Origin of the sequence: Mucilaginibacter sp. (assembly GCF_965201005.1) — a bacterium.
In the GTDB taxonomy this organism is placed as follows: Bacteria; Bacteroidota; Bacteroidia; order Sphingobacteriales; family Sphingobacteriaceae; genus Mucilaginibacter_A.
The window spans coordinates 2,448,563-2,466,807 of the sequence record NZ_OZ241747.1 but is presented as its reverse complement, the minus strand read 5'-3'; the positions used below and the strand labels follow the sequence as shown (position 1 = coordinate 2,466,807).

General features: G+C 42.3%; 19 protein-coding genes. 16 read left to right on the top strand and 3 right to left on the bottom strand.

Annotated elements, in window-relative coordinates; genetic code table 11:
- The first annotated feature begins 12 nt into the window (after nucleotides 1-12).
- The 6 genes from ACOFKR_RS11380 (at nucleotide 13) to ACOFKR_RS11355 (ending at nucleotide 5,356) form a co-directional block, all read left to right on the top strand.
- Entirely contained in the window at nucleotides 13-1,284 is a 1,272-nt protein-coding gene (locus tag ACOFKR_RS11380; RefSeq protein WP_419800920.1) for an alpha/beta fold hydrolase, read from the top strand.
- A gap of 10 nt (nucleotides 1,285-1,294) precedes the next feature.
- Nucleotides 1,295-1,789 carry a hypothetical protein gene (locus ACOFKR_RS11375; RefSeq protein WP_419800919.1) on the top strand — a complete coding sequence of 165 codons (495 nt, stop codon included), beginning with the start codon at nucleotides 1,295-1,297 and terminating at the stop codon, nucleotides 1,787-1,789.
- 147 nt (nucleotides 1,790-1,936) lie between these two features.
- The gene (locus ACOFKR_RS11370; protein ID WP_419800918.1) at nucleotides 1,937-2,815 is read left to right on the top strand and encodes an alpha/beta hydrolase; all 879 of its coding nucleotides are present in this window, start codon (nucleotides 1,937-1,939) and stop codon (nucleotides 2,813-2,815) included.
- A gap of 46 nt (nucleotides 2,816-2,861) precedes the next feature.
- Nucleotides 2,862-3,317 carry an SRPBCC domain-containing protein gene (locus ACOFKR_RS11365; RefSeq protein WP_419800917.1) on the top strand — a complete coding sequence of 152 codons (456 nt, stop codon included), beginning with the start codon at nucleotides 2,862-2,864 and terminating at the stop codon, nucleotides 3,315-3,317.
- A 9-nt stretch (nucleotides 3,318-3,326) separates the two neighbouring features.
- Entirely contained in the window at nucleotides 3,327-4,031 is a 705-nt protein-coding gene (locus tag ACOFKR_RS11360; protein WP_419800916.1) for an MBL fold metallo-hydrolase, read from the top strand.
- A gap of 206 nt (nucleotides 4,032-4,237) precedes the next feature.
- The gene (locus ACOFKR_RS11355; protein ID WP_419800915.1) at nucleotides 4,238-5,356 is read left to right on the top strand and encodes an AI-2E family transporter; all 1,119 of its coding nucleotides are present in this window, start codon (nucleotides 4,238-4,240) and stop codon (nucleotides 5,354-5,356) included.
- 18 nt (nucleotides 5,357-5,374) lie between these two features.
- Here the strand turns inward: ACOFKR_RS11355 and ribD are convergent, their stop codons facing one another.
- Nucleotides 5,375-6,430, bottom strand: a complete 1,056-nt coding sequence (ribD, locus tag ACOFKR_RS11350; RefSeq protein ID WP_419800914.1) for a bifunctional diaminohydroxyphosphoribosylaminopyrimidine deaminase/5-amino-6-(5-phosphoribosylamino)uracil reductase RibD — start codon at nucleotides 6,428-6,430, stop codon at nucleotides 5,375-5,377.
- 33 nt (nucleotides 6,431-6,463) lie between these two features.
- On the opposite strand from ribD, the gene prmC reads away from it, so the two are divergent.
- The 3 genes from prmC (at nucleotide 6,464) to ACOFKR_RS11335 (ending at nucleotide 8,581) form a co-directional block, all read left to right on the top strand.
- A complete protein-coding gene (prmC, locus tag ACOFKR_RS11345) occupies nucleotides 6,464-7,321 on the top strand; it encodes a peptide chain release factor N(5)-glutamine methyltransferase (protein WP_419800913.1) in 858 nt (285 codons plus the stop codon).
- Between the two features lie 131 nt (nucleotides 7,322-7,452).
- Nucleotides 7,453-8,187, top strand: coding sequence for a CDP-alcohol phosphatidyltransferase family protein (locus ACOFKR_RS11340; protein WP_419800912.1), 735 nt, complete (start codon nucleotides 7,453-7,455; stop codon nucleotides 8,185-8,187).
- A complete protein-coding gene (locus ACOFKR_RS11335) occupies nucleotides 8,180-8,581 on the top strand; it encodes a GtrA family protein (protein ID WP_419800911.1) in 402 nt (133 codons plus the stop codon). Before ACOFKR_RS11340 ends, ACOFKR_RS11335 begins: the two co-directional genes overlap by 8 nt.
- Nucleotides 8,582-8,661: 80 nt before the next feature.
- Here the strand turns inward: ACOFKR_RS11335 and ACOFKR_RS11330 are convergent, their stop codons facing one another.
- Entirely contained in the window at nucleotides 8,662-8,973 is a 312-nt protein-coding gene (locus tag ACOFKR_RS11330) for a hypothetical protein (RefSeq protein ID WP_419800910.1), read from the bottom strand.
- Nucleotides 8,974-9,081: 108 nt separating this feature from the next.
- Between ACOFKR_RS11330 and ACOFKR_RS11325 the strand changes: the two genes are divergently transcribed.
- Complete coding sequence (locus tag ACOFKR_RS11325) at nucleotides 9,082-10,974, top strand: RecQ family ATP-dependent DNA helicase (RefSeq protein ID WP_419800909.1); 1,893 nt, start codon at nucleotides 9,082-9,084, stop codon at nucleotides 10,972-10,974.
- Nucleotides 10,975-11,033: 59 nt separating this feature from the next.
- A complete protein-coding gene (locus tag ACOFKR_RS11320; RefSeq protein WP_419800908.1) occupies nucleotides 11,034-11,750 on the top strand; it encodes a head GIN domain-containing protein in 717 nt (238 codons plus the stop codon).
- A gap of 83 nt (nucleotides 11,751-11,833) precedes the next feature.
- On the opposite strand, the gene ACOFKR_RS11315 is transcribed toward ACOFKR_RS11320, so the two are convergent.
- A complete protein-coding gene (locus ACOFKR_RS11315; RefSeq protein WP_419800907.1) occupies nucleotides 11,834-12,325 on the bottom strand; it encodes a YajQ family cyclic di-GMP-binding protein in 492 nt (163 codons plus the stop codon).
- A gap of 131 nt (nucleotides 12,326-12,456) precedes the next feature.
- Between ACOFKR_RS11315 and ACOFKR_RS11310 the strand changes: the two genes are divergently transcribed.
- From ACOFKR_RS11310 to mtaB, 5 genes are all read left to right on the top strand, one after another.
- Nucleotides 12,457-13,047, top strand: coding sequence for a hypothetical protein (locus ACOFKR_RS11310; protein ID WP_419800906.1), 591 nt, complete (start codon nucleotides 12,457-12,459; stop codon nucleotides 13,045-13,047).
- Nucleotides 13,048-13,152: 105 nt separating this feature from the next.
- Nucleotides 13,153-15,207, top strand: a complete 2,055-nt coding sequence (ppk1, locus tag ACOFKR_RS11305) for a polyphosphate kinase 1 (RefSeq protein WP_419800905.1) — start codon at nucleotides 13,153-13,155, stop codon at nucleotides 15,205-15,207.
- Between the two features lie 4 nt (nucleotides 15,208-15,211).
- Nucleotides 15,212-16,093 (top strand): exopolyphosphatase, encoded by an 882-nt coding sequence (locus ACOFKR_RS11300; protein ID WP_419800904.1) that lies wholly within the window; start codon nucleotides 15,212-15,214, stop codon nucleotides 16,091-16,093.
- Between the two features lie 95 nt (nucleotides 16,094-16,188).
- Nucleotides 16,189-16,758, top strand: a complete 570-nt coding sequence (locus tag ACOFKR_RS11295) for a UbiX family flavin prenyltransferase (RefSeq protein WP_419800903.1) — start codon at nucleotides 16,189-16,191, stop codon at nucleotides 16,756-16,758.
- Nucleotides 16,759-16,904: 146 nt separating this feature from the next.
- A complete protein-coding gene (gene mtaB / locus ACOFKR_RS11290) occupies nucleotides 16,905-18,224 on the top strand; it encodes a tRNA (N(6)-L-threonylcarbamoyladenosine(37)-C(2))-methylthiotransferase MtaB (RefSeq protein WP_419800902.1) in 1,320 nt (439 codons plus the stop codon).
- Nucleotides 18,225-18,245: the final 21 nt, after the last annotated feature.

Here is an 18,245-nt window from a genome sequence, read left to right as displayed (position 1 = left end):
AACATGCCGCTGATGAAAAAATTATTTACCATGCTTTTTTTGGCACTGGTTTTTCCGTGTGTGATTTTCGCACAAACAGAACCTGCCAGTTATAAGCAAACTGTAAAGCAATTTACCGGTTCGTACAATAACGCTGATGCCAATGCTATCTTTTCCATGTTTGATGCGAAAATGCAAACGGCACTTCCGTTAGAAAAAACACAGCAAGTGGTTATGCAGCTTAAAGCGCAATTAGGCGAAATCAAAAGCACAGAATTTAAAAGTTATAACGCCATGTTTGCGGTTTATAAAACCACTTTTACCAATGGTGTTTTTGGATTAAAGCTTGGTTTGGATGCAACAAATAAAATGAACATGTTGCTGGTACAACCTTATCAGGAAGAGAAAACTTTGACTGTTGATCCTGATTTAACGGAAAGCCCTGTCAGTTTAAGTTTGTCTGATGCAAGTATCTCAGGCTCAATTATTACCCCTAAAAACAGTATTGGAAAAATTCCGGTTGTTTTGATTATTGCCGGTTCCGGTCCGACAGACCGTAACGGAAACAGCAGTTTAGGAATTAGTGCAAATTCATATTTTTTACTGGCCGAAGCTTTAGGTAAAGCCGGGATAGCAACTTTGCGTTACGATAAAAGGGCAATTGGCAAAAGTACATCTGCCAAAACTGAAGTTGATCTCCGTTTTGATGATTTTGTAAATGATGCCGTGGCTTTAGTTAAAATGTTGAAAGCCGACCCGAGGTTTTCAAAAGTAATTATTTTAGGCCACAGCGAAGGTTCTTTGATCGGGATGGTTGCTGCCGAAAAAGAAAAAGTTGATGCTTTTGTTTCTGTTGCCGGAGCCGGAGAAAAGGCCAGTGCAATCATCAAAAAGCAATTGGCCGCAACGCCGCAGGCTGATCAAACTTACGTCGCAAAGTTGGATAGTTTGGACCAAGGTTTGAAGATTTCTGCTGCGGATAACGACCCAATGTTTCACTCAGGTGTGCAGCCGTATTTAATTTCCTGGTTCAAATACAATCCGCAAACAGAAATCAAAAAATTAAAAATCCCGGTTTTGATTTTGCAGGGAACAACGGATTTCCAAGTTAGCGTAAACGATGCTCAAAATCTGAAAAAAGCAAAACCAGATGCCAGTTTGGTTTTAATTGAAGGCATGAATCATGTTTTAAAACAAGCACCGGCAGACCGTGCCACAAATGCGGCTACGTACCAAGATCCAAGTTTGCCAATTGATGCAAAGCTGGTTACTGCTATAACACAGTTTGTAAACCGGTTTAAATAGTTTTATCAAAATGGAAAGCAAAGTTTTATTTAAGGAAACACAGCGTTTCAGGCAATGGTGGATTTGGCTGATATTGATTGCCGCTTTCGGGGTAACGATATTTGCCATAATTAAGGAATACAAGGTAATGCAAAATAATTTTAACCCGGTATTTTTGGCTCCGTTGCTTATCCCGATATTGGGTTTTGTTTTACTGTTTTATTCGCGCTTAGATACTGAAATTGATGCAGAAGGGATCCAGGTGCGTTTTATCCCGTTTCATTTTAAATTCAAAACTTATAATTGGAACGTTATTGGACAGGCCACGGTAACAACCTACAACCCGGTTCTGGATTATGGCGGTTATGGCTTGCGTTTTAGTTTGTTTGGAAAAGGAAAAGCTTATAACGTTGCAGGCAATAAAGGTATTCAACTGGTTTTTAAAGATGGCCGAAAGTTGCTGATCGGTACACAAAAACCTGATGAAGCAGCACAAGCACTCAGCAATTTCATACCAAAAAAGTAGTGGTAAAAGAAGCATCAACTTTGTAAATGAAAAAATACAGAATGATTGTTGCGTTTTCATCAGGTTTTTCGTTGATTTAAACAACCAATTTTTACCTGCATGAAATGCTTCTTTTACACCTGTTTTTTTGTTACTTCGTTTTCGTTGATGATGTTACAAACAAAAGCTCAAACAGTCATCCCGTTATATCCGGGCGCAATACCAAATTCAATTAATGATAATGCGTATCAGGAAGTTAAGTCCGGCTCGGCAAATAATATCGGTTATAGCAAAGTAACAAAACCAACACTCGAAATTTACCTTCCCGCAAAAGATAAAGCAACCGGTGCGGCCGTTGTAATTTGCCCCGGCGGCGGTTATGCTTTTGTATCTTACACCCACGAAGGGATCGAAATTGCAGAAGCTTTTAACAAAATTGGCGTGGCTGCTTTTGTGTTGAAATACCGTTTGCCCAGCGATGCGATCATGAAAGATAAAAGTATTGGCCCATTGCAGGATGCACAAATGGCGATCAAAACCGTTCGTGAAAATGCTGCAAAATATCATATCGACCCAAATAAAGTTGGCATTATCGGTTTTTCTGCGGGCGGAAGCCTGGCTGCTTTAACCGGTTCTCATTACAACGATCCAAAGATTGCAAACTCTAATAATACCAGTTTGCGGCCCGATTTTATGGTGCTTCTGTATCCGGTGATCAGCATGACGGACAGTTTAACGCATAAAGGTTCGCTCGATAACCTGCTTGGTTTAACGCCAAATCCGGAGCAGGTCCGGTATTTTTCCAACGAACTGAACGTTACACCAAACACGCCGCCAACAATGCTGGTTCATGCGGAAGATGACAATGTTGTCAACGTTAAAAATTCACTTTATTATTATGAAGCTTTGCTGAAAAACAAAGTTCCGGCCGAATTAATTATCTATCCGAAAGGCGGACATGGTTTCGGCCTGAACAACAAAACCACGCCCGATAACTGGATGGAACATGTTAAAAACTGGATGATCGGCAACGGCTGGATCAAGTAATAATGCTTCTTTTATCACCTAAAATTCACCATAAATTTAATTGCCCGTGGAAACGCCTAAAGTTGTAAAAAATACCATCGCCATCAATGCGCCGGCTGCTGTGGTTTGGGATGCGCTGGTCAATCCGCAGAAAACGAAAATTTATATGTTTGGCTGCGAAACGGTTTCTGACTGGAACGCTGGAAGTGAACTGCTTTGGAGAGGAAGCCACGAAGGCCGGGAAATGGTTTTTGTAAAAGGGAAAATTTTAAAAATCGAACCGGAAAAATTGCTGAAATACACGGTGATAGACCCTTTTGCCTCTTATCCTGATGTGCCCGAAAATTATTTGAACGTAACGTATGATCTATCGCCAAAAGGCGTACAGACAATTTTAACAATTTGCCAGGACGGTTTTGAAAACGCTGCCGAAGGAGAAAAACGTTACAAAGATGTTTACAACAATGGCGAAGGCTGGAACCCGATTTTGGTGGAAATAAAAAAGCTTGCCGAGGAAAATTAGTGCTCAAAAATGCCGGTAACCAAAATTACCGAAAACGTTTTTCAAATAACGCTTCCTATTGTTAACGTTTTTTTGGTGGATCATTTATCCGGCTTAATCCTGATCGATACCGGACCGAAAGGTAGTAAAGATTTAATTTTTGGGGGAATCCGTCAGATTGGAAAACAGCCGGAAGATTTAAAACATATTATCCTCACACATGCGCATCATGATCATTCCGGTAGTTTGGCTTCTATTTTAGAAACCGTAAATGTACCGGTTTATGCTTCTGCGCTTTGTGCGGAAATGATTGGAAAAAGAATTGCATTTCGTCCAAATTCAAAAATTTTAGCTTTTTTGCTGAAGCTGCTAACGCTGAATGGAAAGATCAATTTGCGGTTTTTATACATCGATCCGATATTTTCGCCCATAAAAACAGTATCAGAAGGCGATGTCATTCCTGATGCGAACGGTTTGCAAATCATCAATGCGCCAGGACATTGCGCAGAACAGATCGCCCTTTTTTACCCGGTAAAAGAAGCATTGCTTTTTGCTGCGGACAGTGCTGAAAACTCGAAAAAACTAAAACCTGCTTTTGCTTATCAATCTGCTAAAATCAACCTGCAAACTTTAAAAAAAATAGTGGCTTTTCCTTTTGATCAAGTGCTTTTCGGCCATGGAAATGTTTCAGCCAAACCACGTTTTATTGCTTTTGTAAACGCTTTGTCCATTTAAACTGCTTTCCTTCGTTTTTTTGTTTGATGCTTCTTTTATCGTGCAAAAGTGATTGGATTTATTTTTTTGAAAAACAACCATTGTCAAAATTTAAAAACAACTAAAAAGCATTTTTAATTTAAAGAAAAGTTATTGCCTGATTTATAAACATTACGCTGGTTATCCGGTTAACGTTTGCAGATTATCAACACAATTTAACTGTTTATATGGCTTTAAAAACCGTACCTCCTTTTTATACCAAACTTGCAATGGTGCTGGTGAGCCTGGTTGCGTTAGGCTTTATCGTTATCCATGGCAAAGAAATCCTTTCACCACTGGTTTTTGCCATGCTGTTTGCAATTTTGCTGCTGCCTGTGGCAAAATTTTTTGAGCACAAATGCCATTTGCCGCGCGGTGCCTCATGCGGGCTTTCGGTTATCGTGTTTATCGCTGTTGTCAGCGGGGTTTTATATTTAATTGGTTCACAAATCAGCAATCTCGCAAATGATTGGCCGCAACTACAAAATCAGGTGGCCACCTCATTTGCAAATTTGCAGGATTGGATCACCAATCATTTCGATATCAATGCCAAAAAACAGATGGCTTATGTGCATTCTGCAACCTCACAAATCCTTGACAACAGCACGTCTGCAATCGGCACAACCGTACTTTCACTATCGTCAATACTACTGTTTTTGATATTTATGATGATCGATACCTTCTTCCTGCTGGTTTACCGCCGCTTGCTGATGAAGTTTTTGGTTGCTGTTTTTAAAGAAGAAAATTCTGAAACGGTATATGACGTGGTCGAGCGCATCCAGTTCATCATCCGTAAATACATCACCGGTTTGGTGCTGGAAATGACGATTGTGGCAACGGTTGTTTGTACCGTTTTCTTGATCGGCGGTATCAAATACGCATTGTTGCTGGGCCTGCTTACCGGCTTGTTCAACATCATCCCTTACATTGGCATTTTAACCGCGTTGCTGCTCAGTGTTTTGATCACCTTCAGCACAGCGGCACTTGGCAAAGTTGTTCTGGTTTTGATCACAATTGTTGCCATGCACCTGATAGACAGTAACATACTGCTGCCGGTTATTGTAGGTTCCAAAGTAAAAATCAATGCGCTGATAACAATTTTAGGTGTAATAATCGGCGAAATGCTTTGGGGGATTCCGGGCATGTTTTTGTCGATCCCGGTGATCGCCATGTTCAAAATTATTTTTGACCGGATTGAATCTTTAAAACCCTGGGGCATTTTGCTGGGCGATGATGAAAAACCCACCAAACATTCTATTTTGCACCGAAAAGGTGATGCGCCCGAGGAAGAAGTTGTAGGCAAATAACAAAAAATCCCTGATTTTTCAGGGATTTTTTGTTGGGTATAAAACCAAAAGCTGATCGCTGCCGACCGGATCAATACTTTTCAATTCCCCCATTATCCGGGGCGATCTGATGCCTTTTCCCCAGTGGTTTTTACTTCGGAAAACCCTCGCCTCATCCCACAAACCAGCATCCAGAAAAAGCTGTAACGTTTTTGCACCGCCTTCAACAATCACCGATTGGATATCCTGCAGATACAATTGAAACAGCACATATTGCGGCAAAAACAGATCAAAATTTTCCAGGCTGATGTATTTCAGGTTGCCGTCCAATGCTGTTTTTACCTCATTAAAAACAAGGGTTTCTGCAGATCGGTCAAACAAATTTAAGTTTGGTTTCAGTTCCAGCCTTCTGTCTAAAACCACCCGTTTTGGTTGTTTGGCATTGGGTTGATAACGGTTATTTAACTGCGGATCGTCAGCCGCAGCCGTATTTTTGCCAACCAAAACGGCATCTTCTTCGCTGCGCCACTGATGCACCAAACGTTTAGCCAGCGGATCAGAAATCCATTGTTGGCTGCCGTCTTCCGGCGCAAAAAAACCGTCTGCTGTTTCGGCCCATTTCAAAATAACATAAGGCCGCTGCTTCAAAACGCGTGTAAAAAAACGTTTGTTCAAGTCTAAACATTCGGTTTCCAAAACGTTTTCAATCACTTCGATACCGGCATTACGCAGCTTTTCAATCCCTTTTCCGTCCACCTGCACAAACGGATCGCGGCAGCCAACCACCACTTTCGGGATCTGATGTTTGATGATCAGATCGGCACAAGGCGGCGTTTTGCCATGGTGCGCGCAAGGTTCCAGTGAAACATAAATAGTTGCCTCTTTTAATAAACTTTTGGCATGTTGGTGCCGCGCAAACACCGCTTTTACAGCGTTGACTTCGGCGTGCGGCTGCCCGTATTTTTGATGATAACCTTCGCCGATAATTTTATTTTCATGAACGATTACGGCACCAACCATCGGGTTCGGACTAACAAAACCGGCACCTAAACCGGCCAGTTCCAGGCAGCGGCGCATGTATTTTTCGTGATCCATGCTGTAAAAGTAGCTTTTTCCGTTCTTTGCCGCATGGAAACTGTTGGCGAAGCGCGTATCTGGCTCAAAGAAAAATTAAGTAATTTGTTTTCTGCGGAGGAATTGCCCGAAATCCTGCTTTTGATCCTGCAAACCATCACCGAATTATCGCAAACCAGGCAGCGTGTTTTCCCGCAAAAAAAACTTTCTGAAGTACAAATTGCAATGCTTCTTTTATCGGTAAAAAAACTGGAAACCGGAATGCCCGTTCAATATGCTTTAGGCGAAGCGGATTTTTTTGGTTTGAAGTTTAAAGTTGACCCTTCGGTTTTGATCCCGCGGCCGGAAACTGAAGAACTGGTTGCCTGGGTTTTGGAGGAAAAAGGGAAAAGTTTAAAGCCAACAACTATCCTCGATATTGGCACCGGCAGTGGTTGCATCCCGATCGCCCTGAAAAAAAACTGGCCGAAAGCTGCGGTTTTTGGTTTGGATATTTCTGCGGAAGCTTTGCAAACGGCACAAAAAAACGCTTTGCAAAACGAAGCTGAAGTTGGCTTTTTCCGGCAGGACATGCTTGATTTTTATCCGGTAAAAGAAGCATCTTATTCCATTATTATCAGCAATCCGCCTTACATTGTTCCGTCTGAACAAAAATCAATGCGCTCAAATGTGCTAAATTTTGAACCGCACCTGGCCTTGTTTGTGCCCGAAGCCGACCCTTTGCTTTTTTACAGGGCCGCCGCAGGATTTGCACTTCCGGCACTGACCAGAAACGGTTTGCTTTTTTTGGAGATCAACCCACAATTTCATCAGCAATTAACGCAGCTTTTAAAAGAAAAAGGTTTTGTAAACATCGTTACCAAAACTGATCTTAGCGGGAAACCGCGGATGATCAAAGCCTCAAAACCATGATTGCCGATGCTGTTTTTATCGGTATAAAAATAGGATCAATGTCAATTTGTAATTAAAAACAGGTTAATTTATCAACAATTGTGCATCCATGCTTCTCATTCTTATTTTTGTAGGTTATCAAAAAAAACCCAATGGTAGGAAATGCTGTAAGTGAACCGGAAACAACAGAACCCGGTGAGGCGGACCGTTCAAAAAAAATCTTTCAGGACCGGAAAAGGACCAACATTTTAAGAAAATACGAGCAACAGCTAATTTCTTATCTGGTAAAAAACACACCATTGTTTTTCACCTCAAACGTGCTCACTTTTATTGGTTTTTTAGGGAGTTTACTGGTTTTTATAGGATTTGTCCTGGCCACTTACATCAACAGAAATTACCTGTTACTGGGCGTTATCGGCTTCATTATCAACTGGTACGGAGATTCGCTGGATGGCCGGATTGCTTATTACCGCAATATTCCGCGCAAATGGTTTGGCTTTGCGCTGGATATAATTATGGATTGGGTGGCAACGGTTTTTATCGGTTTGGGCTATATGGTTTATGCCAAAGAAGAGCTGGAACTGGCCGCATTTCTGTTTGTGGTTTTGTATGGCTGGGCGATGATCATTTCACAAATCCGATATAAAATAACCGATAACTATACGATAGATGCCGGTTTGCTCGGGCCAACCGAAATCCGGATTTTGCTTGCTTTGGTTTTGATCACAGAAGTGATTTTTAAAGATACGATCCAGTTTTTTGCCATCACCATGTGTGCTGCGCTTTTCATCATCAATTGTTTGGATACCCGAAACCTGCTGAAACTGGGCGATGAGCGCGACCGGGAAGAGCTTGAACTGAAAAGCAAACATTTGCCCAATGCCTAAACCGATTTTTACTTTTGCCAAAGCGCAAATATCAGCTTTTTTGGGTGGAATGCTGGATTACGCCGTGATGATCGCCTGCACAGAACTGCTGCACATCCATTATACCATTTCCATCATCATCAGCGGAACGATCGGTGCGGTTTTAAACTTTTCTTTAAACAGATACTGGTCGTTTAAAGGCCAAAACTCCAATGAAGCACCGGTTGGTTCGCAATTGGTAAAATTTTGTTTGATGGTTGCCGGAAGCGTGCTGCTCAAAGCTTTCGGCACTTATTTATTAACCAGCAGCCTGAAGCTGGATTACCGCATCAGCAGGTTGATAATTGATGTTATCGTATCGCTCGGCTTTAATTATGTGCTGCAAAATTACTGGGTTTTTAAAAAAATGGCCTGATACTGTTTTTATCACCTTAAATTTAGGCCGATAAAAACAGTATCGTTTTCGTTTGAAAGCTTTGGCGGCATTTTGACTTTTTACTGCTTTATCGAATCAAAAATCAAAGTTTGATCTTCTTGGGTAACCGTTAAATCACCTCCAAAACCAAACGTGTTTTTATCCTGGTTCACCGTTAAAATCCCGATCGGCAAAAGCGCTTTTTCCTGCTTGATCGATTCCAGGTCGTATTCGGGTTCTCCGTTCGGGTTTACGTTCTGCCATCGGTTGTCATCAACTTCATAAATAAAATACCTTGTTTGATGATCGCGTATAAACTGCTGATGACTTTCTTCAATTGGTTTGAGGCGCACCAGGCGATCATGCGAAATCCGGACCGGGGAAGTTTCCATAAAAATAAATTTAGTTTTGTTTTAAACGATACTGTTTTTACCCCTGTAAAAACAGTATTGCGCTAATGTAGCAATATTGATTGTTTTGATAACTTTGGATGTACATCCATGACCATACAGCAAATCCTTCAGCATTACTGGAAGCATCAAAACTTCCGCCCGATGCAGGAAACCATCATTCAATCCGTTTTATCAGGCAAAGATACGCTCGCACTGCTGCCAACCGGCGGCGGCAAATCCGTTTGTTTCCAGGTGCCGGCTTTGGCAAGCGTTGGGATTTGTATCGTAGTTTCGCCGCTGATCGCGCTGATGAAAGATCAGGTAGAAAACCTGAAAGCCAAAGGTATCGAAGCCATCAGCATTGTTTCCGGAATGGGCAGGCGCGAAGTGGACATTGCGCTGGACAATTGCGTTTACGGCAACATCAAATTTCTGTATTTGTCGCCCGAAAGACTGCTGTCTGAACTGGTGCGCGAGCGTATCCGCTACATGAACGTTAATTTATTTGCGGTTGATGAAGCGCACTGTATCTCACAATGGGGATACGATTTCCGACCTGCGTACCTGCACCTGGCAGATTTGCGGCAGCTTCACCCAAACGTTCCGGTGCTGGCATTAACGGCCACGGCCACGGCGCAGGTACGCGAAGACATTCAGCAAAAATTAGGTTTTAAAAACAGTATGGTTTTTCAGCAGAGTTTTGAGCGGCGAAATTTAAGCTACGTAGTGCAGCCCGATGAAAACAAACTGCGCAAAATGCTGGCCGTAATTCACGGTGTGCCGGGCAGCGGTTTGGTTTATGTACGAAGCAGGCGCGAAACGTTTGAAATTGCCAAATACCTTAATCAGCATCAAATTGCTGCGGATTATTATCATGCGGGCTTAACTTCCGAAGAACGTTCGGCCAAACAGGAAAACTGGAAAAACAACGAAACGCGCATCATCGTGGCCACCAACGCTTTCGGGATGGGGATTGATAAGCCGGACGTGCGTTTTGTGATCCATAAAGATGTGCCCGAAAGCCTGGAGGCGTATTATCAGGAAGCGGGCAGGGCAGGGCGTGATGGCGGCAGGGCTTATACCGTTTTGTTATATACAAAAAGCGACCGGCTGAAACTGGAAAAAAAGTTTGAACTCGGTTTTCCTTCGGTAGAGGAAATCAAAAAAATTTACCATTACCTGGGCAACTACACGCAGCTGGCCTTTGGCGCGGGCGAAGGTTTAAGTTTTGAGTTGGATATAGGTGCTTTTTGTGCGCAGTTTCAGCTCGATCCGCATAAAACACTGAACGCCATGAAGTTTTTGGAACGCGATGAATATGTGGCTTTTACCGAAAGCGTTTTTTTACCGGCCCGTTTTAGGTTTGAAGTTGGCAACGAAGATTTGTACCGTTTCCAGATTGAAAACGAAGCGTATGATCATTTTATCAAAACTTTGCTGCGCACTTATGGTGGCTCGTTTGAAAACTATGTGCGCATCCGCGAACTGGATTTGGCCCGGAGATTAAATCAAAGCGTGCAGCAGGTTATCGCGCAGCTAAAATTTTTGGAAGAACGCGGCTTGCTGAGTTATCTGCCGCAAACCGATCAGCCGCAAATAACTTTTACCAAACCGCGGCAGGACAACCTGCATTTAATCATCAACCGGAAATTCCTGGAAGAGCGCAAACAGGTTTATCAGCAAAAAATGGAGGCCGTTTTTACGTACGCCGAAAGCTGGCAATGCCGCAGCAGGATGCTTTTGGCTTATCTGGATGAACCGGATGCGCCAGATTGCGGCCATTGCGATGTTTGCCTGGAAAATAAACGGCAGGAAAAGGCATTAGAAATTTTTGACCGAATTGAGCAGCAGATACTGAACCAGCTTTCGGTGCAGAACCTTGCGGCAGAAGATTTGATTACCGCAATTAAAACCGGACGGGAAAAAGAAAAGATCGAAACCTTGCGCCGTCTGCTGGATGCCGGAAAAATTAAATCCGACGGAGAAAAATATTATCTTTAAAAACTTTCTATCCAACTAATACTTCTTTTACAGGTATAAATTTCAATCAACTTAAACTTATGAAAAAACAACCGCTACTTCTTTTATCAGCTTTATTTTTACTTTTTTCAGGAATGGTCTCCTGCAAAAGCCACTGCGAAAAAGGCTCCGGAAAAATGGCTTCCGAAGACCGGAAACTGGATGCATTTACTAAAATTTCCACTTCCGGCAATTTCAAAATCGTATTGAAACAAGGGCCGGCAGCGGTCAAGGTTTCTGCGGATGACAACCTGCTGAAAATCGTTGAAACGAAAGTAAGCGGAGACGAACTGAAAATCAGTGTCAGCAATGATATTTGCACCGATAAGCAGCTGGAAGTGGCAATTACCAATCCGGATTTTAAAGCCGTAAAATCTTCCGGTGCACTGGATTTAAGTGCCGATGGAAAGCTGAATATCAAAGATTTCGATATGGAACTGGCCGGCGTATCCAAAGTAAACCTTGATTTAACGGCGGCAAACGTAAAAACGCTGGCCAACGGATCATCAGAAATCAATCTGAAAGGACAAGCCACAACCAACAACGTAACGTTGAACGGCAGCGCAAACCTGAACGCGCTGGATTTTATTGTGGCCAGTTATCACATTGAAACTCGCGGCGATGCGCATTGTAAAGTAAACGTTTTGAGCGAGTTAGATGTAAATGTAAGCGGCTCCGGTGATGTGCAGTACAAAGGAAACCCGGGCAAAATCAACAATGAAAACGCCGGTTCTACAAGCCTGAAAAAGATACCGTAAAAACAGTATGCTTCTTTTACAGGTATAAAATCGGGCAATCTGATGGATATACGATCAGCTCAAATCGACCCAACAAAAAATAATTAGTTCCGCATATTGCTGTATTGCAGCGGCTGGCCAAAATCTTCGCCGCGGCAAAGCGTGATCACGGCTTGCAGATCATCGATTTTTTTGGCCGTAACGCGGATCTGATCGTCCATGATTGCGGCCTGCACTTTTAAACCGCTGTCTTTTATTTTCTTTACAATTTTTTTAGCGGCCTCTTTATCAATGCCTTCCACAATTTTTATTTCTTTGCGGATCATGTTTCCGGAAGCATATTCCTGCTTGCCAAAGTCCATGGCGTTGGGGTCTAACCCCTGTTTTACCATCCGGCTGATGATGGCGTCCTGGATAGCTTTCAGGCGCATATCGTTTTCGGTTACAATGGTTACTTCGTTGGTTTTTTTATCCAACTCCACCGTGCTTTTAGAATCGTTGAAATCATAGCGGTTCAGGATTTCTTTTTTGGCATTGTTGATGGCATTGTCCAACGTTTGTGCATCAATTTTGCTGATGATATCGAAAGAAGGCATAATTTATTGTTTTATTTATATCGAATTGAATTTTATCTGATAGCTTTATCAGAAATAAGTGCTAAACTGCAATTTAGCACAATATCAGAAAATTTACCGTTAATCACTACACGACTAAATAACAATATCCGATGAAAAAAAAAGAAAAACCAAAAGTAAAAAACAAAGAACTGGAAACCAGCCTGACCGGTAAGTTTACAGAAGCGGTAAAAAGCCTGGGCCACGATACAGATAAACTGAAAAAGGAAATTGCCAAAGCCGGTAAATCTGTTTCGCAAAAAATAACTTCTGCCTTAAAAAAAGCACAGAAAGCGGAAGCAAAAGCTGCCGGTAAAAAAGATAAACCGGCAGGTAAATTACTTAAAAACAAGGATGCCAAAGCAGATAAAGTAGTCTCTAAACTGAGCAAGGCATCGGCCAACGCGCCTGTTGTTTCCAGCAGATCTGTGGCCAAACCGGTTTTGCCTGCGGTGGACAAAAATTTAATCAAACCCGACGAAAAAACAGTGGTAAAAGAAGCATCGGCCACGCCACCCGTAAAGCGCAGGCGTGCACCGCGCCGCAAAAAAGAAGAAATTGAAGCACAGGAGAAGGCCAAAAAAGAGGCGGTAAAAGAAGCATCAGAACCAGTGAAACGCAAACGGGCACCACGCAAACCAAAAGCCATAACCACAGACGAAGTTACGCCTGCAGAAGTAACCGGTTCTGAGGTTGACCGCTAAACTAAAGTGTTTTATTATTGATTTGTTACGGACCCGTTAACAATCAGATACTGATTTTTACATTCCCGGCACAACCATCCGGGAATTTTTTGTTGTTAGTATGTTATGAATTCCAAACATATCCCTTTAACCAACCGTGAAATTAGTTGGTTGTATTTTAATGACCGTGTTTTGCAGGAAGCTGCAGATGAGGCCGTTCCGCTAATTGAAAGGGTTCGTTTTCTGGCCATCTTTTCTTCCAACATGGACGAATTTTACCGCGTCCGAGTGGCCACTTTAAACCGTTTGGCCAACCTGAACGAGAAAGCCAAAGAAATTTTAGGCTATAACCCGCGTAAAGTATTAAGTCAGATCAAAAACTTAGTTATCAAGGAAGAAAAAAAGTTCAACAACCTGTACGAAAACATCATCCTGAAAAAACTGGCCGAAGAGAAGATTTTTATCCTGGACGACAAACAGTTGAATGTAGCGCGCGGCACTTTTGTTAAAAATTATTTTCGGGAAAAACTGCTTTCCAACGTAGTGCCGATTATGCTGAACAAGCAAACGCCAATACCCGAATTGAAAGATCAGGCGTTATATTTTTTTGTGCGGCTGAGCAAAACCGATGACGAAAGCAATGCCAAGCTGGCCCTGATCGAAATCCCGGAAAATATGTCGCGTTTTTTGGTTTTGCCCGAAACCAATCAGCTTAAATTCATTATTTTGCTGGATGATATTATCCGCTACTGTTTGGATGATATCTTTTTTATTTTTGATTATGACTTAGTTGAAGCCTATTCTATTCAGCTTACGCGCGATGCAGAATTGGACCTGGATAAAGAAGTGAGCGAAAAATTTATCGAATCGCTTACCAAAAGCCTGCAGAAACGTAAAAAAGGCAAACCAATGCGGATGCTGTACGATACGGAAATGCCGCTGGACATGCTTTCTTATTTAGTGCGGAAATTGCAGCTTACGGCCGATAGTTTGATCCCCGGAAGCCGCTACCACAATTTTAAGGATTTTATCAGTTTCCCGAACGTTGGCCGGCCCGAATTGGAATATCCCAAACTGCCATCATTGCAGGTCCCTGATTTATCTTTTGGCAAGAGTTTGCTGGGCATGATCAGCAAGCGGGATTTTTTGATCAGCACGCCGTACCAGTCTTTTGATTACATCATCCATTTTTTGCGTGAAGCCGCTATTGATCCGAACGTAAAAGAAATCAGCATAACCCTTTACCGGCTGGCCGAGAATTCGCGCATAATCAACGCGCTGACCAATGCCGCCAAAAATGGTAAAACGGTGCATTGCTTGGTAGAACTGAAAGCCCGTTTTGATGAACAGGCCAATATTTTTTGGAGCCGCCGATTGGAGGAAGAGGGTGTAAAAGTGATTTACGGCGTTTCGGGTTATAAAGTGCACTCCAAAATTTGTTTGGTAAAGCGGATGGAAAACAAGAAAATTGCTTATTATGCCTGTTTATCTACCGGAAATTATAATGAAAAAACAGCAAAAATATATGCCGATCATACCTTGCTTACGGCCAATAAAAAAATTACGCTGAGTTTGGTGGCCATTTTTGATGCACTGCAAAAAAACACCGTTCCGCAGGGGATTAAAAACCTGTTGGTTTCCCCAATTGATTCTCGACAGTTATTGTACAAGTTTATCGACCGCGAAATTTCCAATGCCAAAAAACGCATTCCGGCATATATCATCTTGAAAATGAATAGTTTGGCTGATGAAAACATGATTGCTTATCTGTATAAAGCCAGTAATGCCGGTGTAAAAATCAAGCTGATTATCCGCGGGATGTGTTGTTTGGTGCCGGGCGTAAAAGGTTTTAGCGAAAATATTGAAGTGATCAGCATTGTAGATAAATACCTGGAACATGCCCGCGTTTATATTTTTGCAGATGGCGGAAGGGAAGAGGTTTTTTTAACTTCGTCTGATTTGATGACGCGGAATCTGGATCATCGGGTAGAAGTTGGTTTCCCCATTTTAGACAAATATCTGAAGAAAGAAGTGCGTGATATGATCGATATCCAGCTGCACGATAATACCAAAGCCAGGGAAATCAACAGCCTGAACAATAACCGTTACCATAAATCAGACGAAAAGACCAGGATAAGGTCGCAATTTGATATTTACAATTATTTGAAACAGAAGAAATAAAATTTTGAGATACGCTGCTATTGATATTGGTTCTAACGCCGTGCGCCTGCTGATCGCGGATGTAATGGAAACGGCAAATCCGGTTACTTTTAAAAAAAATACGCTCATCCGTGTGCCTTTGCGTTTGGGCGATGATGCTTTTATCGACCAAAATATTTCTACAAAAAAAGTGGAAAACCTGGTCAAAACGATGTCGGCATTTAAAAACCTGATGGATGTTTACGGCGTGACAAAATACTTAGCCTGCGCCACTTCGGCCATGCGGGAAGCGGCAAACGGACAGGAAATTGTGCATGAGGTGCAGAAAAATGCCGGTATCAATTTGGAAATTGTAGCCGGGCAGCGCGAAGCCAATATCATTTACGCCAGCCATTTTGAAGAAAGATTAGATCGGAAAAAGAACTATTTATACATTGATGTAGGCGGCGGAAGTACAGAATTATCGTTTTTTTCAGACGGCGTTTTGGTAGCCTCACAATCTTTCAATATCGGCACCATCCGGATTTTGGACAATCAGGACAAAGCCGAAACCTGGAAAGAAATGGAGCAGTTTCTAACGGCCAAAACCAAAGCTTATAAAGATATAACCGGCATCGGCACAGGCGGAAACATCAATAAGCTGTTTAAACTATCCGAAGAAAAAGAAGGTAAACCAATGTCTTTCAATAAGTTAAAAAGTTTGCATCATCATTTGAGTTCTTATTCTTTAAAAGACCGTATCCAGGTTTTAGGCTTGAACAATGACCGTGCCGACGTAATTATCCCGGCTGCACTGATTTTTATTACGGTGATGAAATGGGCAGGCATTAAAAATATCCTAGTGCCGAAAGTGGGCATGGTAGATGGGATTATCCAGTTGCTGATTGAAGAAAACCTGAAACAGTGATGCTGTTTTTACCACCTAAAAATTGACTTGGATTATCTGGTTGTTAAATGAAAAAGATTTGAAACAATGATGCTGTTTTTACCACCTAAAAATTGATGAAGAAAAAAATCATAGTTGCCATTACCGGTGCCAGCGGATCCGTTTATGCCAAATTGTTGCTGGAAAAACTGCAGGTTTTGCAAGATCAGATACAGGAAGTAGGCATCGTAATGTCAGACAATGCGCGCGATGTTTGGAGGTTTGAGCTGGATGATGAAAGTTACCAAAAGCTGCCTTTCAAAATTTATAACAAAGCTGATTTCTGGGCACCGTTTGCATCTGGTTCGGCGCGTTTTGACACGATGATTATTGTGCCTTGCTCTATGGGGACTTTAGGACGGATTGCAGCCGGGATTTCCAACGATCTGACTACACGCGCTGCAGATGTGATCCTGAAAGAACGCCGAAAACTGATTTTGGTTGCCCGGGATACGCCGCTCAACCTAATCCATATCCGCAACATGCAAACCATTACCGAAGCTGGCGGGATTATTTGTCCGGCGGTTCCGTCCTTTTACAGTCGCCCGAAAACGATTGAAGAAGTAGCCATGACGGTAGTAAACCGCATTATAGATCTGGCCGGGCTGGAGCACGAAACCTACCGCTGGAGCGAAGGGGTGAAGTAGGCAATTTCTATCTTGTCGTTTTAAAGACAAGGCCAAATCTTTATTAAACAGATGTCAGGATTTTTTGATCTGATAAGATTTCTACATCCGGTCGATAGGACCGAATGCTTCTTTTACCCTATATTTTTTATCTTTGCGGCCACGTCATGAACAAAAAAGTTGCCTTTTACACTTTGGGTTGCAAGCTCAATTATTCAGAAACTTCTGCTATCGGCAGGCAGTTTAAACAAGCTGATTATGAAGTAGTTAACTTTACCGATCAGGCTGATGTTTATGTAATCAATACCTGTTCGGTTACAGAAAATGCCGATCGCAAGTGTAAAAAGGTGGTAAAAGAAGCATTGAAAATTTCTCCGCTGGCTTACGTGGCGATTGTGGGTTGCTATGCACAATTAAAGCCGAAAGAAATTGCTGAAATTGAAGGGGTGGATTTAGTTTTGGGTGCTGCGGAAAAATTTCAGTTGGTGCAGCACATTACCGATCTCAGCAAAAACCCGAAAGCGTTGGTTTATAATCAGCCGGTAAAAGAAGCAAACCAGTTTATTCCTTCCTATTCTTTCGGCGATCGTACGCGTACTTTTTTGAAAGTGCAGGACGGCTGCGATTATTCCTGTTCTTTCTGCACGATTCCGATGGCGCGCGGTGCAAGCAGGAGCGATACCATTGGCAATGTGATTAAACAGGCACAGGAAATCGCTTTTTCCGGGGTGAAGGAAATCGTGCTGACCGGCGTAAATCTGGGCGATTTTGGTTTGATCAATGGCGTTCGTCAATATAAATTTATCGATCTGATCAAAGCTTTGGATGAAGTAGAAGGTATTGACCGCATCCGCATTTCCTCCATTGAACCCAATTTATTAACGGACGAAATCATCACTTTTGTAGCCGTTTCCAAACGCTTTGTGCCGCATTTTCATATTCCGCTGCAATCCGGTTCCAACAAAATTTTGAGTTTGATGCGTCGTCGTTACAAGCGCGAATTGTATGTAGAACGCATTGCTAAGATCAAGGAGTTAATGCCTGATTGCTGCATTGGTGTGGATGTGATTGTAGGTTTCCCTGATGAAACACGTGAAGATTTTATTGATACGTACAATTTTTTGAACGAGTTGCCGGTTTCTTACCTGCATGTTTTTACTTATTCTGAACGGGAAAATACACTGGCGGCCGAAATGCAGGGCGTAGTCCCGGGTTCTACCCGTGCCGATCGCAGTAAAATGCTCCATATTTTATCCGATAAAAAACGCAGGGCTTTTTACGGATCGCAGGTGGGAAAACCGGCTGATGTGCTTTTTGAGCGGGAAACCAATAATGGCTTGATGCATGGTTTCACCAGAAATTATGTTAAAATTGAAACCGTTTACGATCCGTTGATGGTGAACGAAATACGCCCGGTTTTGCTAACGGCCATTGCTGCGTCTGGTGATATGGAAATTGAGGAAACAGCAGAAATTCTGGTGCATTAGTTTTATCTTCGCTCAAAAACT